General features: G+C 64.8%; 18 protein-coding genes. 17 read left to right on the top strand and 1 reads right to left on the bottom strand.

Features of this window, described 5'->3' with window-relative positions; translation table 11 throughout:
* Positions 1–168: 168 nt before the first annotated feature.
* The 11 genes from VSR72_RS24930 to VSR72_RS24880 all read left to right on the top strand — a co-directional run bounded on the left by VSR72_RS24930 (position 169) and on the right by VSR72_RS24880 (position 14,395).
* Positions 169–990 carry a DeoR/GlpR family DNA-binding transcription regulator gene (locus VSR72_RS24930; RefSeq protein ID WP_342955006.1) on the top strand — a complete coding sequence of 274 codons (822 nt, stop codon included), beginning with the start codon at positions 169–171 and terminating at the stop codon, positions 988–990.
* A 241-nt stretch (positions 991–1,231) separates the two neighbouring features.
* Positions 1,232–2,407 (top strand): 2-aminoethylphosphonate--pyruvate transaminase, encoded by a 1,176-nt coding sequence (locus VSR72_RS24925; protein WP_342955005.1) that lies wholly within the window; start codon positions 1,232–1,234, stop codon positions 2,405–2,407.
* Positions 2,408–2,418: 11 nt separating this feature from the next.
* Entirely contained in the window at positions 2,419–3,684 is a 1,266-nt protein-coding gene (gene phnA / locus VSR72_RS24920; RefSeq protein ID WP_342955004.1) for a phosphonoacetate hydrolase, read from the top strand.
* Positions 3,685–3,761: 77 nt separating this feature from the next.
* Positions 3,762–5,210, top strand: a complete 1,449-nt coding sequence (gene phnY, locus VSR72_RS24915; protein ID WP_342955003.1) for a phosphonoacetaldehyde dehydrogenase — start codon at positions 3,762–3,764, stop codon at positions 5,208–5,210.
* A gap of 99 nt (positions 5,211–5,309) precedes the next feature.
* A complete protein-coding gene (locus tag VSR72_RS24910) occupies positions 5,310–6,341 on the top strand; it encodes a 2-aminoethylphosphonate ABC transporter substrate-binding protein (protein WP_342955002.1) in 1,032 nt (343 codons plus the stop codon).
* Positions 6,341–7,495, top strand: coding sequence for an ABC transporter ATP-binding protein (locus VSR72_RS24905; protein ID WP_342955001.1), 1,155 nt, complete (start codon positions 6,341–6,343; stop codon positions 7,493–7,495). The genes VSR72_RS24910 and VSR72_RS24905 overlap by 1 nt, the downstream gene beginning before the upstream one ends.
* Positions 7,488–8,384, top strand: a complete 897-nt coding sequence (locus VSR72_RS24900) for a 2-aminoethylphosphonate ABC transporter permease subunit (RefSeq protein ID WP_342955000.1) — start codon at positions 7,488–7,490, stop codon at positions 8,382–8,384. Before VSR72_RS24905 ends, VSR72_RS24900 begins: the two co-directional genes overlap by 8 nt.
* Positions 8,368–9,165, top strand: coding sequence for an ABC transporter permease subunit (locus tag VSR72_RS24895; protein WP_342954999.1), 798 nt, complete (start codon positions 8,368–8,370; stop codon positions 9,163–9,165). Before VSR72_RS24900 ends, VSR72_RS24895 begins: the two co-directional genes overlap by 17 nt.
* Positions 9,165–10,562: an aspartate aminotransferase family protein gene (locus VSR72_RS24890; RefSeq protein WP_342954998.1), complete on the top strand. Its 1,398-nt coding sequence runs from the start codon at positions 9,165–9,167 to the stop codon at positions 10,560–10,562. Before VSR72_RS24895 ends, VSR72_RS24890 begins: the two co-directional genes overlap by 1 nt.
* A gap of 27 nt (positions 10,563–10,589) precedes the next feature.
* Positions 10,590–12,230, top strand: a complete 1,641-nt coding sequence (locus VSR72_RS24885) for a Na/Pi cotransporter family protein (RefSeq protein WP_342954997.1) — start codon at positions 10,590–10,592, stop codon at positions 12,228–12,230.
* 179 nt (positions 12,231–12,409) lie between these two features.
* On the top strand, positions 12,410–14,395 hold the full coding sequence (locus VSR72_RS24880; RefSeq protein ID WP_342954996.1) for an acyl CoA:acetate/3-ketoacid CoA transferase: 1,986 nt from the start codon (positions 12,410–12,412) through the stop codon (positions 14,393–14,395).
* A gap of 18 nt (positions 14,396–14,413) precedes the next feature.
* Here the strand turns inward: VSR72_RS24880 and VSR72_RS24875 are convergent, their stop codons facing one another.
* Complete coding sequence (locus VSR72_RS24875) at positions 14,414–14,881, bottom strand: CBS domain-containing protein (RefSeq protein WP_342954995.1); 468 nt, start codon at positions 14,879–14,881, stop codon at positions 14,414–14,416.
* A gap of 194 nt (positions 14,882–15,075) precedes the next feature.
* Between VSR72_RS24875 and VSR72_RS24870 the strand changes: the two genes are divergently transcribed.
* The 6 genes from VSR72_RS24870 (at position 15,076) to VSR72_RS24845 (ending at position 23,254) form a co-directional block, all read left to right on the top strand.
* The gene (locus tag VSR72_RS24870) at positions 15,076–16,158 is read left to right on the top strand and encodes a tartrate dehydrogenase (RefSeq protein ID WP_342954994.1); all 1,083 of its coding nucleotides are present in this window, start codon (positions 15,076–15,078) and stop codon (positions 16,156–16,158) included.
* Positions 16,159–16,299: 141 nt separating this feature from the next.
* Entirely contained in the window at positions 16,300–17,616 is a 1,317-nt protein-coding gene (locus VSR72_RS24865; RefSeq protein WP_342954993.1) for a glycerate kinase, read from the top strand.
* Between the two features lie 12 nt (positions 17,617–17,628).
* The gene (gene pyk, locus VSR72_RS24860) at positions 17,629–19,047 is read left to right on the top strand and encodes a pyruvate kinase (RefSeq protein WP_342954992.1); all 1,419 of its coding nucleotides are present in this window, start codon (positions 17,629–17,631) and stop codon (positions 19,045–19,047) included.
* Between the two features lie 8 nt (positions 19,048–19,055).
* Entirely contained in the window at positions 19,056–20,348 is a 1,293-nt protein-coding gene (gene eno, locus VSR72_RS24855; RefSeq protein ID WP_342954991.1) for a phosphopyruvate hydratase, read from the top strand.
* Positions 20,349–20,430: 82 nt separating this feature from the next.
* Positions 20,431–21,747 carry an MFS transporter gene (locus VSR72_RS24850; RefSeq protein ID WP_342954990.1) on the top strand — a complete coding sequence of 439 codons (1,317 nt, stop codon included), beginning with the start codon at positions 20,431–20,433 and terminating at the stop codon, positions 21,745–21,747.
* Between the two features lie 364 nt (positions 21,748–22,111).
* Entirely contained in the window at positions 22,112–23,254 is a 1,143-nt protein-coding gene (locus VSR72_RS24845; RefSeq protein ID WP_342954989.1) for an asparaginase, read from the top strand.
* Positions 23,255–23,370 lie beyond the last annotated feature (116 nt).

Below are 23,370 nucleotides of genomic sequence, written 5' to 3'. Positions count from 1 at the left end.
ATGCAACATAACGCCACAAAATACAACTCGAATTGCCACAAATCCGCCACGATGCCTCCGGATCTTTGTGGTATTTTGTGGCTTGAGCCTTGCGACGCCGCATGCAATTCGTTGGATCGTCCAGTTCACGGGCACCGCCGCGCTTTCCTTTCCGAAAAAGGCAACACCATGCCAGATGACCGCGCCGCCCCACCCCTCGCTCCACCCGCTTCACTGAACCGCCGTCTCGCAATCGGACGCACCGATTACATCCTGCAAAGCCTCGACGCAAGCGGCTCGGTGAGCGTCGCCGACATGAGCATGACGCTAGGCGTCTCGCGCGAAACGATCCGCCGTGACCTGAAAGCACTCGCAGAACAGGGCCGCGTGAGTCTGGTACATGGCGGCGCCGCGAAGCGCGCGGCTGCCGAACCGTCGCTTGCCACACGCGAAGCGGCGAACGCCGCGGGCAAGGCGGCTATCGGCGCGGCGGCGGCGCAGCTCGTCGCCGACGGCATGGTCGTGCTGATCGACTCGGGCTCCACCACGCTGAGCCTCGCCGCTGCGCTCACGAACCACAGCGACCTCACCGTCATCACCAACAGCCTGCCAATCGGGCTGCTCCTGTGCCGCGCGCCTGGCGTGAAAGTGATCGTGCTCGGCGGCGACATCGAACCGAACGACGAAGCGGCATTCGGCATCGAGACGATGACCGCGCTCGCCCACTATCGCGTGGACCTCGTTTTTCTCGGCGTGAGCGGTATCTCGCCCGAAGGCGAACTCACCGACTACTCGCGCCTCGCCGCCGAGCAGCGGCATCTGATGATGAATGCCGGCAAAGAGGTGTATGTCCTTGTCGACCACACCAAGTTCGAACACGGCACGCCCGTGCGCATCACGCCTGTGCCGCACATCGCAGGCGTCGTCGTCGACGCGCCGCCGCCCGCGCGTATCGCTCGCGCGTTCGAGCAACAGCAGTGGCGCGTGATCGTCGCTAACGCCCACGCTTGAGCGTCACGCGCGGGCTTTTGCCCGCGCCTTCCCAGGTCATTCCCCTACTCGCACGCAGCGCCAGGCCGCGCAGCCGCCTGCCACGGCACATCTGACGCAAAGCGGCCAGCGCCTTAAGCGTATCCCCTGGTAATGTGGCAAATAGTGGCGTATTGACTGTTTTTGTTGCACGTCCTAAAGTGGGTTCAACACGCAACAACACGCAGCCACGCAGTCAGAACAGACCCTCACGGAGACACCCATGACGGCATCTTCCACGGCTTCCTCCCCTGCAGTTTCAGAAACCGGCGACCCGCTCCTCCTCACGCCCGGTCCACTCACGACTTCGCGCACCGTCAAAGCCGCAATGGTTCACGACTGGGGATCGCGCGACGCGAACTTCATCGAAATCAATCGCTCAGTTCTCACGCGACTCGTCAGGATTGCGAATGGATCGAATGACTGGGTGACGGTGCCGATGCAAGGCTCGGGCACATTCGCCGTCGAGGCGATGCTCACCACCTTCGTACCCGCCGATGGTGAAGTGCTGGTGCTGATCAACGGCGCCTATGGCAAGCGGGCGAAGCGCATTCTCGACATCGCCGGGCGCAAAACCTTGGTGCACGAAACCGCCGAAGACACGCCGCCGGACCTCGCCGCGGTCGAGGCGCTGCTGGCGAGCAACCCGTCTATCACGCACGTGTTCACCGTGCACTGCGAGACCACCTCGGGCATCCTCAACCCGATTGCGCAGATCGGCGCGCTCGCGGCCAGATACGGCAAGGGCTATCTCGTCGATTCGATGAGCGCCTTCGGCGCGTTGCCGATCGACGTGCAAGCCATGCACATCGACGCGGTCGCCGCATCGTCCAACAAGTGCATCGAAGGCGTACCGGGCTTAGGCTTCGTGATCTGCCGGCGCGAGGCGCTCAAAGGCACCCAGGGCAACGCCACGACGCTCGTGCTCGACCTGCACGACCAGTGGCTCAACATGGAGAAGACGAGCCAGTACCGCTTCACGCCGCCCACGCACGTGATCGTGGCATTTCACCAGGCGCTCAACGAATTCGATGCCGAAGGCGGCGTAGCCGGTCGCGGGGGACGCTATCGCCACAACTGCCGCATCCTGCTCGAAGGCATGCGCGCGCTCGGCTTCAAGCCGCTGCTTGCGGACGCGCTTCAGGCGCCGATCATCGTCACCTTCCACATGCCTGAGGACCCGCGCTTCGTATTTGCCGAGTTTTACGAGAGTTTGAAGGTACGCGGCTTCGTGATCTATCCCGGCAAGCTCACCGTGGCCGACTCGTTCCGCATCGGCTGCATTGGCCGCATCGGCGAAAAGGAAATGCGCGCCGCGCTCACCGCGATCGGCGAAGTCCTTGAAGACATGGGAATGGCCGGCGTGGGTGCACACGGCCAGATCGAGAAGACTGCCTGAACGGAGACGCAATGAGCACGCTCAATGACACCGTAGTGGACGTGAACGGCCGCGAATACCGCTTTCCCGCCGCGCCCGTCGTCGTGATCTGCCTCGACGGCTCCGAGCCCGCGTATATCGAGGAGGCCATCAAGGCGGGGCGCGCACCGCATCTGGCGAAGTTGCTGCGCACCGGCACGAGCCGCATTGCCCAGTGCGTGATTCCCAGCTTCACCAATCCGAACAACCTCTCGATCCTCACCGGCCGCCCGCCGAAAGTGCACGGCATCGCGGGGAATTACTTCTACGACCGCGCAAGCGGCGAAGAAGTGATGATGAACGACGCGCGTTTCCTGCGCGCACCCACGATCTTCGCGGCGTTCCACGACGCCGGTGCGAAGGTGGCCGTCGTCACCGCGAAGGACAAGTTGCGTACGCTGCTGGGCAAGGGCCTCGACTTCGCGAGCGGCCGCGCCATCGCGTTCTCGGCCGAAAAGGCAGATCAGGCAACGCGCGCACAGAATGGCCTCGGCGACGTGCTCGCGTTCGTCGGCAAGCCGCTGCCCGACGTCTATTCCGCCGATCTCTCCGAGTTCGTATTCGCCGCTGGCGTGAAGCTTCTCGATACCTTCCGCCCCGACCTGATGTATCTCTCGACGACCGATTACGTGCAGCACAAGGCCGCACCCGGTGCGCCAAAAGCCAACGACTTCTACGCGATGTTCGACCGTTACGTGGGCGAACTCGACGCGGCTGGCTGCGTGCTCGCGATCACGGCCGATCACGGCATGAACGACAAGCACCGCACGAATGGCGAGCCCGACGTGCTCTACCTGCAGGACCTGTTCGACGAGTGGACCGGCCCAGGCCGTGCGCGCGTAATCCTGCCGATCACCGATCCCTACGTCGCGCATCACGGCGCGCTCGGCTCGTTCGCCACGGTCTACCTGCCCGAAGGCACCGATGCGGCAGGCGCGGCAACGCTGCTCGACAAGCTGCGCAACACCGAAGGTGTGCAACTCGCACTTGCGAGCGATGCGGCATGCGAGCGTTTCGAGTTGCCGCCCGACCGCATCGGCGACATCGTCGTGGTCGGTACGCGCGGCAAGGTGTTCGGCACGAGCGCCGCGCGCCACGACTTTTCCGGCTTGACCGAACCGCTGCGCTCGCATGGCGGGATCTCTGAACAGGACGTGCCGCTCATCGTCAACCGCAAGACCGACTGGCCGCAGGGCCGCGCGCTGCGCAACTTCGACATCTTCGACGTCGCGCTGAACCACGCGCTTGCCGCCGCATAGCAGACGGATGCCCCCGCACGCCGCCGCTCGCATGCGCGAACGGGCGTGCCTCACCGGATCATAGAACGAGGTATGCGATGAACGTCATGACCAAACCCGCATTCAAGCAGGAGTCCATGCGCATCGCCGGCCGGCAGGTTTCGACCGACGAAGTGATCGAAGTGTTGAACCCCTATACGAACGAAGTGGTCGGCACCGTACCCGCGGGTCGCGCCGAGCACGTTCAGGATGCCTTCGCAAAGGCGCACGCTGCACGCCCGCATCTCACGCGCTTCGAGCGCCAGCGCATTTTGCAGACCACTGCCGAAGCGCTGCGCGATCGCAAGGAAGACTTCGCGCGCCTCATCACCGCGGAGTCGGGTCTGTGCTGGAAAGATTCGCTCTACGAAGCAAGCCGCGCCTACGATGTCTGGTCGTTCGCGGCGCAGCTCACGATCAAGGACGATGGCGAAGTCTACTCGTGCGACATCAGCCCGAACGGGAAGAACCGCAAGATCTTCACGACGCGCCTGCCGCTGCTCGGCGTGATTTCCGCCATCACGCCGTTCAACCATCCGCTGAACATGGTGAGCCACAAGCTCGCGCCGGCGATCGCGACGAACAACCGCGTCGTGCTCAAGCCCACCGAGCTCACGCCGCTCACGGCACTCGCACTCGCCGACGTGCTCTACGAAGCGGGCCTGCCGCCCGAGATGCTGAGCGTCGTCACCGGCAATCCACGCACGATGGGCGACGCCATGATCACGGACCCGCATTGCGACCTGGTGACGTTCACGGGTTCGGTGCGCGTGGGCAAGTACATCGCGCAGCACGCGGGCTATCGCCGCACAGTGCTGGAACTGGGCGGCAACGACCCGCTCATCGTGATGGAAGACGCCGACCTCGACCGCGCCGCCCTGCTGGCTGTGACGGGCGCAACGAAGAATTCCGGACAGCGCTGCACGGCGGTCAAGCGCATTCTCGTGGTCGAGAGCGTCGCGGACGCCTTCGTCGAACGTGTGCTCGTGCATGCGAAAAAGCTCAAGTGCGGCGACCCGATGGACCCGAGCATCGATGTGGGGACCGTCATCAACGAGGCCGCCGCACAACTGTTCGAGCGCCGCGTGGCCGACGCCGAGGCGCACGGCGCACGCGTGCTGTACGGCGCGCCGCGCCGGGGCGCGCTCTTTGCCCCCACCGTCGTCGACTACGTGCCCTACGACTGCGAACTCGTGCATGAGGAGACGTTTGGCCCGGTGATCCCGATCATTCGCGTGCCGAACCAGCTCGACGAGGTGATCCGCATCTCGAACTCGACGGCCTACGGCCTCTCATCGGGCGTCTGCACGAACCGGCTCGACTATACGACGAAGTTCGTCAAGGAACTGGAAGTCGGCACCGTGAACGTCTGGGAGGTGCCGGGCTACCGCACCGAGATGTCGCCGTTCGGCGGCATCAAGGACTCCGGCAACGGCTACAAGGAAGGCATGGTCGAGGCGATGAAGAGCTACACCAACGTCAGGACCTGGTCCATGCCCTGGGAGTGACGCAAGCCACCGGCATCGACCGGAAAATTCGCGACGCAAGCCGCCATTGCGCGGCCATACGAGGTTTTTTTCAGCATCCGAACCCAAGGAAGGATGATTATGAAAACTCAACTGATCGCAGCGGTGACCTGTGCATTCGCCTTCGCAGCGGGCCACGTCTATGCACAATCCAACGTCGTGACCATCTACAGCGCGGACGGTCTGCACGACGGAACGCCTAGCTGGTTCGGCAACCAGTTCGAAGCCTTCACGAAGGCAACGGGCATCAAGGTGCAATATATCGAGGCGGGGTCGAGCGGCGTGGTGGACCGCCTCGGCAAGGAGAAGTCGAATATCCAGGCCGATGTGCTCGTGACCCTCCCGCCGTTCATGCAGAAGGCGGCGGCGGACGGCCTGCTGCAGCCGTACACGCCGGCCGGCGCCGACAAGATCGCCGCGCGCGACAAGGACGCCAAGGGGCTGTACGTCGCCGTGGTCGACAACTACCCCACGTTCATCTACAACTCTGCCGTGCTCAAGAGCGCGCCCAAGGCCTACACGGACCTGCTCGCGCCGCAATTCAAGCAGAAGGTGCAGTACTCGACGCCGGGTCAGGCGGGCGACGGCACGGCGCTGATGCTGCAGACCTTCCACGCATTCGACGGCAAAGAGGGCGGCTTCGCCTATCTGCGCAAGCTCCAGGTGAACAACCTTGGGCCCTCCGCTTCTACGGGCAAGCTCACGGCGCTCGTGAACAAGGGTGAGCTTTACGTCGCCAACGGCGATCTGCAGATGAACCTCTCGCAGATGCGCGACAACCCGAACATTTCGGTCTTCTTCCCCGCTGGCCCGAGCGGCCGCCCCGCCACGTTCTCGCTGCCCTACTACATCGGTCTCGTCGCCGGCGCGCCGCATACGGACAACGGCAAGAAGCTGATCGACTTCCTCCTGAGCGCCGAGGCCCAGCAGGATGTGAGCAAGACCGCGTATGGCATGCCCGTGCGCACCGACGTCCATCCCGCCGACAACAACTTCAAGACGCTCAGCGCGATGCTGCAGGGCGTCGACATCTGGACGCCCGACTGGAACCAGGTCCTGCACGACCTGAAGTCCGACGTGGCGACGTACAACCAGGCGATCTCGAGCAACTAATGGCCAATACCTTCACCATGGAACGGAGGCCGCCCCAGCAGGCCTCCACGGTGCCGGCGGCTATCGCGCACGGCGCAAGCGGAATCGGCTTCGAGAACGTCTCGGTCACGTACGGCGGTCAGACCATCCTCGACTCGCTCACGCTCACCGTGAAGCCCGGCGAAATCGTCGCGCTCATCGGCCCCTCGGGCTCCGGCAAGACGACCGCGCTGCGGGCCGTTGCGGGCTTCGTGCAGCCCAGCGCGGGCCGCATCGTGATCGGGGAACGGGACGTGACGCGTCTGCCGCCGTATGCACGCAACATCGGCATGGTCGTGCAGAACTACGCGCTCTTTCCGCATATGCGCGTGGAGGACAATGTTGCGTTCGGACTGCGTGCAAAGGGCACCGATGCGGACGTGATCCGCGCGCGGGTGCCCGAGTGCCTCGGCCTCGTCGGCATGTCGAAGTATGCGAAGCGCTATCCGCGCGAGCTTTCCGGCGGGCAGCAGCAGCGCGTCGCGATCGCCCGTGCGCTTGCGATCCGGCCTCAGGTGCTGCTGCTCGACGAACCGCTCTCGGCGCTCGACGCGCAGATCCGCCGCTCGATGCTCGACGAGTTGGCGAAGCTGCACCGCAGCCTGCCTTCGCTGACCGTCCTCTATGTGACGCACGATCAGACCGAAGCGCTCACACTCGCGAACCACATCGGCATCATGCGCGACGGCAAGCTCGTGGCCCATGGCGAGACGCAGGGGCTCTACCGGCATCCGCCCAACCGCTTCGCGGCCGAGTTCCTCGGGCGTGCGAACGTGCTGCCCGCGCAACAACTCGAACCGACAGCGGACGGCCTCGCGCGGGTGCGCTGCAAAGACGTTTCGATCGAGGGACGCAACCATCACGGCCTGGCCGCCGGCAGCGAATGTTACGTCTGCGTGCGGCCGCACGACCTGCACTTCCGGCCGCGCAGCGAAACGTCCAACTGTGTGACGGGCGTCGTGCAGAGCGTGCAGTGGCTCGGCGAGCTGCACAGTGTGGTGCTCGACGTCGGCGGCGAGACACTGCGCCTGACCCGCGCGCCGCTCGAGAGTCCGCCGGAGCCGGGCACTGCGCTCACCGTCTATTTCGACGCCGCGGACGTCACGCTCGTACCGGAGGTCGAAGGCCATGGCTGATCTCGTCATCGCTTCCCCCGCGCCGGCCGGCCGCTCCCCGGCTAGCTGGCGCGGGCTCTGGATCGCGCCGCCGCTCGTGGTGCTGGCGGCGATCTTCTTCTACCCGTTCGGCCTCATCGCGCTGCAGGCGCTGGGCGGCGGGTCCGACTCCGCCAGCCACTCGCTCACGCTCGCAAACTTTGCCGCGGTGCTGCATTCGCGTCAGTTCCTGAGCGGCCTCTATCACACGATCGCCATTGCGGTCAGCGCGTCGGCGGGCTGCCTCGTGCTGGGCTTCGTGTTCTCGCTCGTGATTGCGTTCGTGCCGTTTCCCGGGGCGCGCTTCGTCGGTCGTCTGATCGATACATTCATCGCGCTGCCAACCTTTCTCGTCGCCCTCGCCTTCACGTTCGTGTATGGATCGGCCGGCTTGTTGAACCAGTCGCTGATGTCGCTCTTCCATCTGAATCTGCCGCCGGTCGACTTTCTGTACACGCAGTGGGGTGTCGTGCTCTCCGAGGTGACGGTCTATACCCCGTTCATCATGCGCCCGCTGCTCGCCTGCTTCTCGCAGATCGACAACGCGCAGATCGAGGTGGCAAGCAGTCTCGGCGCGAAGCCGCTGCGCATCATCAGGCAGATCATCCTGCCCGCGGCCCTGCCCGCGCTGCTCGCCGGCGGCAGCCTCTGCCTGCTGCTGACCGTCAACGAGTTCGGCATCGTGCTGTTCATCGGCGCGAAAGACGTGATCACCCTGCCGCTTCTCATCTACGGCAAGGCGATTCAGGAGTTCGACTACACCACGGCCTGCGTGATCGCCGTCATCAATATCGCGCTGTCGCTCGGGCTCTATGCCTGCTACCGGACAGTCGTGTCACTTTGCGGAGGTCGCCGTGCTGCTCTGGGCTAAATGGGCGAAGGTATCGACCTGGAGCGCGACAGCGCTGCTATTCGCCGCAGTCTATGGACTGCCGGTCGCGATGATCGCGCTCGCCAGCGTGAGCGGACAGTGGAACGGCATCTTGCCGAGCCACCTGACGCTCGCTCACTACGCCCGCGTGTTGCATACCGATTCGGCCGACCAGTTGCGCGTGAGCGTGCTCACCGGGGCGCTGGCGAGCGCGGCTGCGCTCGTGAGCGGCACATGGGCGGCACTCGCGCTGCGCGGGATGAAGGGCATGCCCAGGCGCGTGCTCGATGTCGTCTTCTTCGTGCCGAGCGCGGTGCCTTCGGTCTCCATCGGGCTTGGACTGCTCGTCGCGTTCAGCCAGCCGCCCGTGCTGCTCAACGGCACCGCGACGATCGTGTTTCTGGCGCACTTCCTGCTGATTTCGGCATTCACGTACGGCAACGTGTCGGCCGGGCTCGCGCGGGTCGCGCCGGAGTACGGCGAGGTCGCCGAAAGCCTCGGCGCACGGCCGTTCTACGAACTGACCCGCGTGACGCTGCCGCTCATCGCGCCGTATCTGCTGGCGTCGTTCAGCCTGAGCTTTGCGTTGTCGATGGGCGAACTGGGCGCGACATTGATGATCTACCCGCCGGGCTGGGTCACGCTGCCCGTCGGCATCTTCGCTTTGTCCGACCGTGGCGCGATCTTCGATGCGTCGACGCTCACCATGGTGCTCGGTGGCGGCACGCTCCTCGTTCTGCTCGCGCTCTCGCGCGTCTCGACCAAAGCGGCGGTGCGCTGATGAGCACGACGACCCTCCGCGCGGTCGCCCAGTCCGAGAGCGATACGAACCTCACCGGCCGCCGCCGAGCATGGCAGCGCGAGGCACTCGACGCGCGCAGCCACGCCCTGCTCGCGCGCGATTCGGCGGCGTTCCTGCGCCAGTCGGTATCGACACCGTGCCTGAATGCCATCGCGAAGGCCGAAGGCATCTGGATCGAGGACGTGGCAGGCCGCCGCTACATGGACTTCCACGGCAACAACGTGCACCACATCGGCTATGGCCATCCGCGCCTGAAAGCCGCCATCGCCGCGCAAATGGATGCACTGCCGTTCGCGCCACGCCGCTACGCGTGCGAGAGCGCGGTCCTGCTGGCCGAGAAGCTCGCGGCGATCGCGCCGGGCACGCTCTCCAAGGTCCTTCTGACGACGGGCGGGTCCGACGCCAACGAAGTGGCGGTCAAGCTCGCCCGCACGGCAACGGGGCGCTTCAAGACGCTGTCGTTCTGGGACGCGTTCCACGGTGCGGGTATCGGCGCTTCGAGCCTTTCTGGCGAGGCGCTGTTCCGCTCCGGGCCGGCCGCGCCGCTCGTGGCGGGCTCCCAGCACGTGGCGCCGTTCGCGTGCTACCGATGCCCCTACGGACACGCCTGCGACGAGAACGGCGCCCCACGGCTCGACCAGTGCGGCATGGCCTGCGCGACCATGGTCGACTACGTGCTCGAGCGCGAAGGCGATGTGGCGGCCCTGATCGCCGAACCCGCGCGCTGCGTGCCCTACCTGCCCCCGCCCGGCTACTGGAAGCGGGTGCACGAAGCCTGCCGCCGGCACGGCACGTTGCTCATCTTCGACGAAATCCCTACCGGTCTCGGCAAGACGGGCCGCATGTTCGCCTGCGACCACGACGGCGTCGTGCCGGACATCCTCGTCATGGGCAAGGCGCTCGGCGGCGGCATCCTGCCGATCGCTGCGTGCATCGCGCGGCCCGAACTCGACGTTGCGGGCGACTGGGCCTTCGGCCACTACACGCACGAGAAGAATCCCGTCACCACGCGCGCGGCGCTCACCACGATCGAAATCATCGAGGACGAAGGGCTCGTCGAGAACGCCATGCGCGTCGGCTCGCTCGCACTCGACCGGTTGAATGACATGAAGCGCCGGCTCTCCGCCATCGGCGACGTACGCGGGCGCGGGCTGATGCTCGGCGTCGAACTCGTGAAAAGCCGCGCGGACAAGACGCCCGACCCGGACCTCGCCGAGGCGGTGCTGTACCGCGCGCTCGATCGCGGCCTGTCGTTCAAGACGACGATGGGCAACGTGCTCACACTCACGCCGCCGCTCACTGTCACGGCCGCGCAAATGCTCGACGCGCTGGCGATACTCGAAGAGGCGATCGAGGCGGGCATGCAAACGATGTAGCCAATAACAAAGCAAGGGAGGCGCCGGATGATCCTGATCGTGCTTCATCTCGCAGGCGGAGTCGCGCTGCTCACGTGGGGCTTGCATATGGTCGAGTCCGGGCTCATGCGCGCGTTTGGCGCCTCGCTCAGGCGCTTCATGGCAAGAAGCCTCGGCAACCGTTTCAATGCGTTTTGCGCGGGGCTCGCGATTACCGGCGCGCTGCAGAGCAGCACCGCAACCGGCATGATCGCGTCGTCCTTCGCGGCGCGCGGGCTGATGGGGTCGGTGACCGGACTCGCCGTCATGCTCGGCGCGAACGTGGGCTCGACACTCATCGTGCAGGCGTTCTCGCTCGACCTCAGCTGGATCTCGCCCGCGTGCCTGCTGATCGGCATGGCGCTGTTCGAGAGGGGCAAAGGTTCGCGCAACCGCGACATCGGCCGCGCATCGATCGGGCTCGGCCTGATGCTGCTTGCGCTCACGCTGCTCGTTTCCACGGTGCAGCCCGCGGAAACCGCGCCCGCGCTGCGCACGGTGCTCGGCGCGCTGTCGGGCGAGCCCGCGCTCAACGCGGCGCTCGCGTGCGTGCTCACGTGGGCGGCGCATTCGAGCATACCGGTCGTGTTGTTCGTGATGTCGCTCGCGAAACTGCATACCGTGCCTCTGGATATCGCGATTGCCATGGTGCTCGGCGCGAACGTCGGCAGCGCGCTCAACCCGTATTTCGAGGCCGCGAAGGGCGACGACCGCAGCCGCCGCAGATTGCCCGCCGGCAATCTGCTGCTGCGCGGCGGCGTATGCGTGCTGTTGCTCACCGTGTGTTCTCCGCTCGCGCGCCTGCTCGATAACGTGCCCGGCGACGCCAGCCGAACCATCGCCGATTTTCACACCGGCCTGAACGTCGCCATCGCAGTCGTGTTCATCGGACTGCTCGATCCGGTCGCCCGCCTGCTCGAGCGCCTGTTGCCCTCGCGGCCCGCGGCCGACGACACCGGCTCGCCACGCTACCTCGATGAAAACGCGCTGCAGACACCGTCGCTCGCGCTCGCGTGCGCCGCGCGTGAAGTGATCAGAATGAGCGAGGTCGTGGAGGCGATGCTGTGCGAGAGCGTGCCTGTTCTGCTCGCCAATGACCGGCGCGCCGTGAGCGAGATCGCGGGCCGCGACGACACCGTGGACGTGCTCCACGACGCGATCAAACGCTACGTCACCAAAGTGACCCGGGAGCCGCTCAGCGAAGAGGACCGGCGCTGGGCATCGGACATCATGACGGCCGTCATCAATCTCGAGCATATCGGCGACATCATCGAGAAGAATCTGCTCGAGAGCGCGCAGAAGAAGATCAAGATGCAACTGAGCTTTTCGGCGGAAGGCACTGAAGAACTGCGCATGCTGCACCGCTCGGTGACCGGCAGCTTTCATCGCGCACAGGCACTGCTCGTCTCCGGGCGGCCGCAGACCGCGGCGCAACTCATCGCCGACAAGCAGGCGCTCAGGCTGCTTGAGCGATCGGCGCGCGAACGCCACCTCGAACGGCTACGCGACGGACAGCCGGACAGCATGGCCTCGAGTTCGCTGCACCTCGACGTGCTGCGCGACCTCGTGCGCATCCAGTCGCATATTTGCGCGCTGGCCTATCCCCTGCTGGAACGCGACAGCGCCGCGGAAACGACGGTGCAGGCTTGAGGGTCCTGGACGCATCAATCATCTGCGCTCGCGCCGGACGATAGCAGTATGCTGTTTCGTGATGGCCGCGGGCCTCGTCATCGCGCTAGCGCGCGTCCCGCGGTCGTGGAGATGGAAAAGAAAGCGAACAAGCGGAACAAGCGAAACACGCTGAACAAGCGCCCGCGGAGACATTCAGCATGCCAAATCGATCATTGCCGGTCGCCCCCGCCGGGGGCGGAAAAATCGTCACGTCTGCCGACGCGGTCCGTTTGATCCGCAGTGGCGACACGGTCGCCACCTCCGGTTTCGTTGGCATCGGATTTGCCGAAGAGGTGGCGTTGGCGCTGGAGGACCGTTACCTGTCACAGCATGAGCCGCGTGACCTGACGCTCGTGTACGCTGCCGGACAAGGCGACGGCAAGAGCCGGGGCTTGAACCATTTGGCGCACGACGGCTTGTTGCGGCGCGTGATCGGCGGCCACTGGGGACTCGTGCCGCAGCTTGGGCGCCTCGCCATCGAGAACCGCGTCGAGGCGTACAACCTGCCGCAGGGCGTGATCTCATGCCTCTTCCGCGACATCGCAGGCGGCAGGCCCGGACATCTGAGCCGCATAGGCCTTGGCACCTTTGTCGATCCGCGCAACGGCGGCGGAAGGATGAACGCGCGCACGACCGAGGAGCTCGTGCAGCTTTGTCACCTTGGCGGCGAAGAAAGCCTGTTCTACAAGGCCTTTCCCGTCGATGTCGCCATTATCCGCGGGACCACGGCGGACCTCGACGGCAACCTCTCGATGGAGCGGGAAGCGTTGACGCTCGAGTCCCTGTCGATCGCGATGGCCGCGCGCAATAGCGGCGGCATTGTGATCGCGCAGGTCGAGCGCATTACCGAGCGCGGCACCTTGCATCCACGTCAGGTGAAGATTCCCGGCATCCTCGTCGACTGCATCGTCGTCGCCCGGCCGGAAAATCATTGGCAAACATTCAGTACACCCTATAGTCCTGCCTTCACGGGGGAAATCCGGGCGCCCGCAAGCGGCAGACAGCCGCTGCCGCTCGACGAACGCAAGATCATCGCGCGGCGTGCAGCGATGGAATTGAAGGCCAATAGCGTGGTCAATCTGGGCATCGGCATGCCGGAAGGTATCGCGGTCGTCGCCGCGGAGGAAAGGATCGACGATCTGCTTACGCTGACCGCGGAGCCCGGTGTGATCGGCGGCATTCCGGCCAGCGGACTCGACTTCGGCGCGGCGCTCAACGCGCAGGCGGTCATCGACCAGCCATACCAGTTCGACTTCTATGACGGTGGCGGCCTCGACGTGGCGTTTCTCGGGCTCGCGCAGGCCGACCGCGAAGGGAACCTGAATGTCAGCCGGTTTGGCACCCGGCTCGCAGGCGCAGGCGGCTTCATCAACATCAGCCAGAGTGCAAGAAAGGTCGTGTTCGTCGGCACCTTCAACGCGTGCGGACTCGAGACGGAGGTGCTGGACGGCAAGATGATGATTCGCCGCGAGGGAAGCGTGTGCAAGTTCGTCGAGCAGGTCGAGCACGTCACCTATAGCGGCGCGGTGGCGTTGCGGCGCGCACAGGAGACGCTATACGTTACCGAGCGTTGTGTGTTTCGTCTCACGGAGCAAGGGCTCGAACTAACAGAAATCGCACCCGGTATCGACCTCGAGCGCGACGTGCTTTCGAAAATGGCGTTTCTTCCCGCGCTTGCGGCCCAGATCAAGGTCATGGATGCGGCCATTTTCGCTCCCGAGCCAATGGGACTGCGCGAAACGCTGCTGCGAATGCCGCTTCCGGATCGCTTCATGTACGACCCCGTTCAGCACATTTTCTTCATCAACTTCGCTGGCCTGACGGTAAGAAACATCGGCGACATCGCGGCGATCCGCGCTGCGGTCGACGAAAAGCTCGCGGGGCTATCCGGCAAGGTTCCCGCCCTGATCGCTTACGACAACTTCACGGTGCTACCGGACGTGCTCGATGCCTACTCCGACATGGTGCGCGACGTCGTCTCGCGCTACTACTCCGGCGTGACGCGCTACACCACGAGCGCTTTCCTGCGCGCGAAACTGCAAGACGCGCTACTTGAACGCGGTGTGGCGCCTCACATCTTCGAAAGCGAGACCGATGCGCGAAAACATCTCGAGACGCTCGGCAAGAAGGAGCCGGCCGCATGACGCGGCGCGACACATCACCTAATAGGCGCCGCCGGTGTCGATGGTGAGGTAGAGCATGTCGTGTTCGAGGATGCTGATGAAATGCTCGTCCTCGACGATTAGTTCCTCGAGCACGTCGCTGTTGGACAGCACGCCGATCACCCGTCCCGCATCCATGACCGGCAGATGCCGGATCCGTTTGGTGTGCATCAACGCGAGGCACTGATCGCAGGTGTGCTCGGGCGTGACGTAAAACACCTGGGTGGTCATGATCTCGCCGACCTTCGTCTCGACGGCGCTGCGGCCGGCCAGTTCGACCTTGCGGGCATAGTCGCGCTGGGACAGGATGCCGACGAGATTGCTGCTCTGCAGCACCAGCACGGTGGTGACATCCTTGTCGGCCATCAGACGCAGCGCCGTTAGCACGGTATCGGCGGGGTCGACCGAGATCACCTCACGGGCGGTTTCGGACAGTAGTTGCCTGGCTGTCTTTCTTTCCTTTTTCATATTCGCCTCCCATAGAGCGCGGGCCTCGTTGAATTGAAGTGTAGTTCGCCTCGCGCAACGCACATGGACCCGCCCCCGCTGAGCGTGCTGCTCACTTGTGATTCAAAGTTAAAGATGCTTTGAATATCGGCCCGATTCCTGGACTTCCGGTAGCGGTAAAGTGCCATCCACTGACTACACATGAGGACGGAGACATGAAGACCTATCGCATCGCAACCATTCCTGGCGACGGCATTGGCAAGGAAGTCGTGCCCGCGGGCAAGCAAGTGCTCGAAGTGCTGGCAAAACACAGCGATCAATTCGCCTTCGAGTTCGAGGACTTCGACTGGGGCGCCGACTACTACCGCCAGCATGGCGTGATGATGCCCGCCGATGGCCTCGACGCCATTCGCAACAAGGATGCGATCCTGTTCGGCTCCGCGGGCGACCCCGATGTGCCCGATCACATCACGCTCTGGGGCTTGCGCCTGAAGATCTGCCAGGGCTTCGACCAGTACGCGAACGTGCGCCCCACCCGCATTCTTCCCGGCATTGACGCGCCGTTGAAGCGCTGCAAGCCCGAAGACCTGAACTGGGTGATCGTGCGCGAGAACTCCGAAGGCGAATATTCCGGCGTGGGCGGCCGTGTACACCAGGGCCATCCGCTCGAAGCGGCAACCGATGTCTCGATCCTCACGCGCGCCGGCGTCGAACGCATCCTGCGCTTTGCGTTCCGCCTTGCTCAATCGCGTCCCCGCAAGCTGCTCACGGTCATCACCAAGAGCAATGCGCAGCGCCACGCGATGGTCATGTGGGACGAAATCGCGCTGCAGGTTTCCAAGGAGTTCCCGGACGTGAAGTGGGACAAGGAGCTCGTGGACGCCGCCACGGCGCGCATGGTCAACCGCCCCGCCTCGCTCGACACGATCGTCGCGACCAACCTGCACGCCGACATTCTCAGCGACCTCGCCGCCGCGCTCGCGGGCAGCCTGGGCATTGCGCCGACGGGCAATATCGACCCCGAGCGCCGTTATCCGTCGATGTTCGAGCCGATCCACGGTTCGGCCTTCGACATCATGGGCAAGGGGCTCGCGAATCCGGTCGGCACGTTCTGGTCCGTCGTGATGCTGCTCGAACACCTCGGCGAAAACGAGGCTGCCACGCGCGTGATGCAGGCGGTCGTTGCCGTCACGGCCAACCCCGCGCTGCACACCGGCGACCTGGGCGGCAAGGCCACCACGAAGCAGGTAACCGACGCCGTCTGCGCCCTCCTCGAAAAGACGACGGCGCCCGCCTGAGCGTCACCGCATCCTGACTTCGCCCTGACGGCCACGCGCTAGCGCTGCGCCACCGTCAGCGGCGACGACTCCTCCTCACCGCGATTCGACGGCGCGCGCGCCGTCGTGGTGACGCTCGCCCTCAAGAAACCTGAACCGCACATGCAAAGCCGTTCCCCCACCTCGCCCCGCGAGCCCGCTCCGGTCGACATTCCCCGGCTGCTGGAAGACATGTTCGCCGCCGCCGTGGCCGTCGCCCAGCCCGCGTTGCGCGTGAGTGCCTTCCTACCCGAGCCGCCGCGAGGCAGGACGCTCGTGATCGGCGCGGGCAAGGCGTCCGCCGCCATGGCTCGCGCGCTCGAGGACCACTGGCGCGGGCCGCTCGAAGGCCTCGTCGTTACGCGCTACGGCTATGGCGTGCCGTGCGAGCGCATCGAGATCGTCGAAGCCGCGCATCCGGTACCCGACGAAGCCGGGCTGCGCGCCTCGCAGCGCATGCTCGAACGCGTTTCGGGCCTGAGCGAAGACGATCTCGTGATCTGCCTGATTTCGGGCGGTGGCTCCGCGCTGCTGCCGCTGCCCGCGCCCGGCCTCACGCTCGAAGACAAGCAGGCAATCAACCGCGCGCTGCTGGCGAGCGGCGCGACGATTGCCGAGATGAACTGTGTGCGCCGCCATCTTTCCGCGATCAAGGGTGGGCGTCTCGCGGCCGCGTGCCATCCCGCGCGCGTCGTCAACCTGATCATCTCCGATGTCCCCGCCGACAGCGCCGCCGACGTCGCTTCCGGGCCGACGGTTGCCGACGTGACGACCTGCGCCGACGCGCTCGACATTCTCGACCGCTACGAGATTGCCGTGCCGGATACGTTGCGCACGCAACTGAAATCAGCCGAACTGGAAACGCTCAAACCCAGTGACGCCCGTCTATCGCGCGTTCAAACCCATTTCATCGCCACGCCGCAAATGGCGCTCGAAGCCGCCGCGCAATGCGCCGCGAAGCAAGGCATCGACGTGCATATTCTCGGCGATTCGATTGAAGGCGAGGCGCGCGAAGTCGGCACCGTCATGGCGGGTATCGCGAAGCAGGTCGCGCAGCGCAGCCAACCATTCAGGACACCTTGCATTCTGCTCTCCGGGGGCGAGACCACGGTGACCGTGCGGGGCACGGGTCGCGGCGGCCGCAATGTCGAGTTCCTGCTTTCGCTCGGGCTCGCACTCAACGGCCTGCCCGACATCCATGCGCTCGCGGGCGACACCGACGGCGTCGACGGCCAGGAGGAAATCGCGGGCGCACGCCTCGCGCCAGACACGCTCGCTCGCGCGCGCGCCGCGGGAATCGACCCGGCCGCCAGCCTCGACAACAACGACGGCCACGGCTTCTTTCAGGCACTCGGCGACGCTCTCGTCACCGGCCCGACGCTCACCAACGTCAACGACTTTCGCGCGATCTACATCGGCGGTGAATCCGCCACGGCTTAAGGAACCCTCGTCATGCGCCGTACCCGCAATGCCAAAATTGTCGCCACACTGGGACCCGCCAGCACGCGACGCGAAACCATCGAAGCGCTCTTTCATGCGGGCGCCGATGTGTTCCGCCTGAACTTCAGTCACGGCACCCATGAGGACCATCTTGCCCGGCTCGAAGTCATCCGTGCAATCGAGCGAGAAGTCGGCCGCCCAATCGGCGTGCTGCTCGATCTGCAGGGGCCGAAGCTGCGCATCGGCACGTTCGCGAACGGACCCGTGCGCCTCGAAGCCGGCGCGCCGTTCCGGCTCGACCTCGTACGCGAGCAGCCGGGCAGCGTCGAGCGCGTCGCGCTCCCGCATCCGGAAATCTTCGCGGCGATCAAGCCTGGCACGACCCTGCTGCTCGACGACGGCCGCGTTCAGTTGCGCGTCGAACGTTGCGACGCGCAATCGGCCGACACGGTTGTCGTGGTCGGCGGCATGCTCTCCGAGCGCAAAGGCGTGAACGTGCCCGACGTGGTGCTGCCGCTTTCGGCGTTGACGGAAAAAGACCGGCGCGATCTTGCGTTCGGTCTCGAACTGGGCGTCGACTGGGTCGCGCTCTCGTTCGTGCAGCGCGTGGAAGACCTGCGCGAAGTGCGCGAAATCGTGCAGGGCCGCGCCGCCCTTCTCGCCAAGCTGGAAAAGCCCGCCGCCATTGGCAGCCTCGAAGCGATCGTCGAGGAAGCCGATGCGATCATGGTCGCGCGAGGCGACCTGGGCGTCGAGGTGCCTGCCGAACAGGTTCCGGCCATCCAGAAGCGCATCGTGCGGACCTGCCGCAAGCTCGGCAAGCCCGTGATCGTCGCCACGCAGATGCTCGAATCGATGGTAAGCGCGCCGGTGCCCACGCGCGCGGAAGCCTCCGACGTCGCCACGGCAATCTACGACGGCGCCGACGCCGTCATGCTCTCGGCCGAATCCGCGAGCGGCCAGTACCCCGTCGAAGCCGTGCACACGATGGACCGCATCATCGCACGCACGGAAAGCGACCCGTACTACCGAGAAGTCATTGCCGCCTCACACGCCGCGCCGCGCGCCGTCGTGCCCGATGCGATCGGGTTCGCGGTGCGCCACGTCACCCAGTTGCTCGACGCGGTGGCAACGGTTGCCTACACGAGTTCGGGCTACTCCGCGCTGCGTATGGCGCGCGAGCGGCCCTGCGTACCGATTGTCGGCATGACGCCGCATCTCGCGGTTGCGCGCCAGCTCACGCTCGCCTGGGGCGTCCATCCGGTCGTGAGCGAGGAAGCCGGAAATGTCGAGGCGGTCAGCGAGCTGGCATGCGAGACCGTGCGCAGCGCAGGCATCGGCGTGAGCGGACAGACCGTCGTCATTTCCGCCGGCATGCCGTTCGGCGCCGCCGGCACGACCAACCTCATGCGCATCGCGCAAATCCAGTGAGCATCGACATGGCACGTATCCGAAACATCGAAGGTTTCGAGCTTCTCGATTCGCGCGGCAACCCTACCGTCGCCGCGCGTGTGAGTCTGCATGACGGTTCGCAGGGCTTCGCCATCGTGCCGTCCGGCGCGTCAACCGGAGAGCGCGAAGCCGTCGAACTGCGCGACAAGGACCCGCAGCGATATGGCGGCAAGGGCGTGCGTCAGGCCGTGGCGCACGTGAATGGCGCGTTGCGCACTGCGCTGCTGGATCAGGACGCCTCGGAGCAGGGGCACATCGACCGCATCATGATCGATCTGGACGGCTCGCCGGGCAAGCAGCGGCTCGGAGCGAACGCGCTGCTCGCGGTCTCCCTCGCGAACGCAAGAGCGGCTGCGCAGGCCGCAGGCGCCCCGCTTTACCGCGCCCTCTCGATGAACGCCTCGCCCAGTTTGCCGTTGCCGATGATGAACATCCTCAACGGCGGCGCGCACGCGGACAACAGCGTCGATATTCAGGAGTTCATGATATTGCCGGTTGGCGCGCCGAGCTTCGCCGAGGCGACCCGCTGGGGCGTGGAAGTGTTCCATGCGTTGCGCAGCACGCTGCGCAAACAGGGGCTAAGCACTGGCGTAGGCGACGAAGGCGGTTTTGCGCCCGACCTTCCTTCCAGCGCCGCCGCGCTCGACACGATCATGGACGCGATTGCGCTAGCCGGCTTCAGGCCCGGCCGCGATGTATCGCTCGCACTCGACGTCGCCAGCTCCGAGTTTTATGCCGAAGGCCGCTATACGCTCGCCTCGGAAAAACGCAGCTTCGACGCCGATGGATTCGCGGCGTATCTCGAAGCGCTCATCAACAACTACCCGATCGTCTCCATCGAAGACGGCATGGCGGAAAACGACTGGAACGGCTGGCGCGTGTTGACGCAACGGCTTGGCCAGCGCGTGCAGCTCGTGGGCGACGATCTCTTCGTCACCGACGCATGCACGCTGCAGGAAGGCATTGGCCAGCAAATCGCCAACGCCATTCTCATCAAGCCCAACCAGATCGGCACGCTCACCGAAACGCTCGACGCGATTGCGACCGCGACGGCTGCCGGCTATACCTCGGTCGTCTCGCATCGCTCCGGCGACAGCGAAGACACCACCATCGCCGATCTCAGCGTTTGCACGTCCGCCTCGCAGATCAAGACGGGCTCGCTGTGCCGCTCGGACCGTGTGGCGAAGTACAACCGCCTGCTCATGATCGAAGCGGAACTGGGCGACGCCGCGGCGTGGACGCCTGGCGACGTATTCAGCCGCTTCAGCACGCATCGATAACAACGGCTTTCTCGCGATTCCACCACCGCACCGCCACAACGCGTTCAAACAACCGGTGCGACTTCCTTTTAAGGAGGAGACAATGCATTCAGATCAGGATCTCGAATCCCGGGTTTCCCGCAAACTCATGTGGCGCATCATTCCGTTCGTGATGCTGCTCTACTTCGTCAGCTTTCTCGATCGCGTCAACGTAGGCTTCGCGGCGATGACGATGAACAAGGACATCGGACTCTCGCCGGCGGCGTTCGGACTCGGCGGCGGTTTGTTCTTCGTCGGCTACTTCCTGTTCGAGGTGCCGTCCAATCTGATCCTGCATCGCGTGGGTGCGCGGATATGGATTGCGCGGGTCATGATCACGTGGGGCATCGTGTCGGCCGCGTCGGCTTTCGTGTCTGGGCCGACCAGCTTTTATGTCCTGCGTTTCCTGCTCGGCGTGGCGGAAGCCGGCTTCTTCCCCGGCATCATTCTTTATTTGAGCCTCTGGTTTCCGACGAAGCAACGCGCTGTAGCGGCCGCGTGGTTCATGGCAGCCGCACCGCTGTCGACCGCGCTCGGCTCGCCGATCTCGGGTGCGATCATGCAACTGCCGCCAATGTTCGGTCTTGCGGACTGGCAGCTTCTTTACATCATCGAGGCCGTTCCGGCCGTGGTGCTCGGCTTCGTGGTCTTCAAGCGTCTCATTGACTCACCGAAGCAGGCGACCTGGCTGCAAGCGGAAGAACGTGACTGGCTCATCGCCAGGCTAAAGGAGGAGGCAGACCTTCGCGAAGGACACGCGGGTCATACGACCGGCGCGCTGAAAGCCCTGCTCGATCCGCGCGTGCTCGCACTTGCGCTGATTTACTTCGGCACGTCGGCGGGTCTCTACACGCTCGGCCTGTGGGCTCCGCTGATGATCCGCCAGTTCGGTTTCGACTCGCTGCAAACGGGGCTCATCAACGCCATTCCGAGCATCATCGCCATCGTCGTCATGGTGCTGTGGGCACGACACTCCGACCGCACGGGTGAGCGCACCTGGCACGTGGTCATCCCTTGCGTGCTTGCGTGCCTCGCATTCGTTGTTGCGGGCCAGGCAACCACCGCGCTGATGATCGTGCTCGCGCTGATCGTGGTGAACGTCGGCATCAGTGCCGCAAAAGCCCCGCTCTGGGCCATGCCGAGCATGTTTCTTTCGGGTGCAGGCGCGGCGGCAGGCATCGCTTCGATCAACTCCATCGGCAACCTGGGCGGCTTTGTCGGCCCCGCCGTGATCGGGTGGCTGAAACAAACGACGGGTAGTTACACGGCCGGGCTCTATGTCGTCGCTGCGACGCTCGCGGTTTCGGCGCTCGTGACGCTGCTGCTGAGCCGAAAGGCAAGCCAGCAGCCTGTCATGAGCCAGGTCAGGCACGATCATTGAACTGAGCGCTGGACTGCCGGGGCGCGACGGCCTCGACAGTCCGGATTCGTATCGCTGAAGCTGAGGCGCGACGTCGATCGCGCTCAGGACCGGTGGCGTGCTTGCCGCCGCCGCGACGAAATGACGGCTCCTGCGGCCAGGGTTTTCCCACGTTATGCGGGTCTCGCATAGGAACATGCCACCCCCGCATCGCCCTCTTTTTGACCGCTTCTACCATCCGGTCTGACTCTGGTGCAAAGCGTGATCCATTCCGCCGCCCATCCAATTCGGAGTCGTGGGATCGCCCGCTTTGGTCAGGTCAACGACCAGGTTGGGTGAAATCGCCGTCCCTTCCGTCCAAGGTCTCCTTCATTTGCACGCGATCATGAATAAATTCGCTCATCTCGTTCCGGTTCGTTTTCGTACGACCATTATCGTGGCGCTTGCGGTATTCACCGCCCTTCCCCTGTCCTCCACGTCCGCCGCAGCGGCAGACACCAGCCCGGATCAACCAACCAACGTTGCCGTCCAGACGCGGCAATTGCCGCGCGTCGCCGTGCTTGCAACCGGAGGCACGATTTCCGGAACGGCAGATGCGCGCTCCGCTATCGGATACAACTCTGGCGAGCGGACCGGACAACAGTTGATCCGGGATGTGCCCGGCATCGACAAATTCGCCACGATCTCGGCGGAGCAGATTTCGAATATCGGCTCGCAGGACATGAACGACAAAGTCTGGTTCCAGTTGGCCAGGCGCATCAACGAGATTTTTGATCGCAGCGAGGCGGACGGCGTCGTGATCACGCACGGCACCGACACCATGGAGGAAACCGCATTCTTTCTGAAGAACGTCATCCATTCCAACAAGCCAGTCGTTCTGGTGGGATCGATGCGGCCGGGCGGCGTCACCAGTGCCGACGGTCCCAATAACCTGCTCGAAGCCGTCGAGGTCGCGGCCAGCCCGCAGTCGCAGGGGCGTGGCGTGATGGTGGTCATGAACGATACGATTCATGATCCGCGCTGGATCACGAAAACGAACACCACGTCGCTTCAGACCTTCCTCTCTCCCAACGCCGGGCCGATCGGCTATGTGGATCCGGCGTCGATCCGCTTCGTTGCGCCCGTCCTCGCGGCTCGCAAGCCTCCGTACACGCTGCCCGTCGACGGACAATTGCCTCGGGTCGAAATCGTCTTCGCGCACAGCAACATGGACGCGACACAAATCGATCACGCGATCGCAGACAAGGCGAAGGGGATCGTCATCGCCGGAGTCGGCGATGGCGACGTTTCCAACCAAGCCATGCTTGCGATGCAGCGCGCCGCAAAACTGGGTGTCGTTGTCGTCCGGTCGTCGCGGGTGGGATCGGGCTTCGTGAACCGCAATGTCGAAGTCGACGATGACAAGAGCGGATTCGTCGCCTCCCTCGATCTCAATCCAGAAAAGGCGCGTTTGCTCACGCAACTGCTGATTGCCAATGGGATCACGTCGCCTGCTCAGGTGCAGGCAGCGTTTTCTGCGACTTACTGAGCGAAGCCGGTGAAGATGGCGTCCGCATTGCGTGAGTGCGGGCGCGGTCCTGCATGCGACCGGGTACAACGCTACCAGCGTAAGATTGGAGCCTCCTGTAACCGGTGTATCGCAAC

Source organism: Paraburkholderia sp. JHI869 (assembly GCF_038900775.1).
GTDB lineage: Bacteria > Pseudomonadota > Gammaproteobacteria > Burkholderiales > Burkholderiaceae > Paraburkholderia.
Note: the sequence above shows the minus strand (reverse complement) of the source record. Positions and strands in the feature narration are given on the sequence as shown.

Excerpts from the sequence above, each read along its gene's own strand:
- VSR72_RS24900 (WP_342955000.1), top strand. The coding sequence starts at position 7,488 with ATGGCTGATCTCGTCATCGCTTCCCCCGCGCCGGCCGGCCGCTCCCCG.
- eno (WP_342954991.1), top strand. The coding sequence starts at position 19,056 with ATGGCACGTATCCGAAACATCGAAGGTTTCGAGCTTCTCGATTCGCGC.
- VSR72_RS24875 (WP_342954995.1), bottom strand. The coding sequence starts at position 14,881 with ATGAAAAAGGAAAGAAAGACAGCCAGGCAACTACTGTCCGAAACCGCC.
- VSR72_RS24890 (WP_342954998.1), top strand. The coding sequence starts at position 9,165 with ATGAGCACGACGACCCTCCGCGCGGTCGCCCAGTCCGAGAGCGATACG.
- phnY (WP_342955003.1), top strand. The coding sequence starts at position 3,762 with ATGAACGTCATGACCAAACCCGCATTCAAGCAGGAGTCCATGCGCATC.
- VSR72_RS24845 (WP_342954989.1), top strand. The coding sequence starts at position 22,112 with ATGAATAAATTCGCTCATCTCGTTCCGGTTCGTTTTCGTACGACCATT.
- pyk (WP_342954992.1), top strand. The coding sequence starts at position 17,629 with ATGCGCCGTACCCGCAATGCCAAAATTGTCGCCACACTGGGACCCGCC.
- VSR72_RS24930 (WP_342955006.1), top strand. The coding sequence starts at position 169 with ATGCCAGATGACCGCGCCGCCCCACCCCTCGCTCCACCCGCTTCACTG.
- VSR72_RS24880 (WP_342954996.1), top strand. The coding sequence starts at position 12,410 with ATGCCAAATCGATCATTGCCGGTCGCCCCCGCCGGGGGCGGAAAAATC.
- VSR72_RS24870 (WP_342954994.1), top strand. The coding sequence starts at position 15,076 with ATGAAGACCTATCGCATCGCAACCATTCCTGGCGACGGCATTGGCAAG.
- VSR72_RS24885 (WP_342954997.1), top strand. The coding sequence starts at position 10,590 with ATGATCCTGATCGTGCTTCATCTCGCAGGCGGAGTCGCGCTGCTCACG.
- phnA (WP_342955004.1), top strand. The coding sequence starts at position 2,419 with ATGAGCACGCTCAATGACACCGTAGTGGACGTGAACGGCCGCGAATAC.
- VSR72_RS24925 (WP_342955005.1), top strand. The coding sequence starts at position 1,232 with ATGACGGCATCTTCCACGGCTTCCTCCCCTGCAGTTTCAGAAACCGGC.
- VSR72_RS24910 (WP_342955002.1), top strand. The coding sequence starts at position 5,310 with ATGAAAACTCAACTGATCGCAGCGGTGACCTGTGCATTCGCCTTCGCA.
- VSR72_RS24865 (WP_342954993.1), top strand. The coding sequence starts at position 16,300 with ATGCAAAGCCGTTCCCCCACCTCGCCCCGCGAGCCCGCTCCGGTCGAC.
- VSR72_RS24850 (WP_342954990.1), top strand. The coding sequence starts at position 20,431 with ATGCATTCAGATCAGGATCTCGAATCCCGGGTTTCCCGCAAACTCATG.
- VSR72_RS24905 (WP_342955001.1), top strand. The coding sequence starts at position 6,341 with ATGGCCAATACCTTCACCATGGAACGGAGGCCGCCCCAGCAGGCCTCC.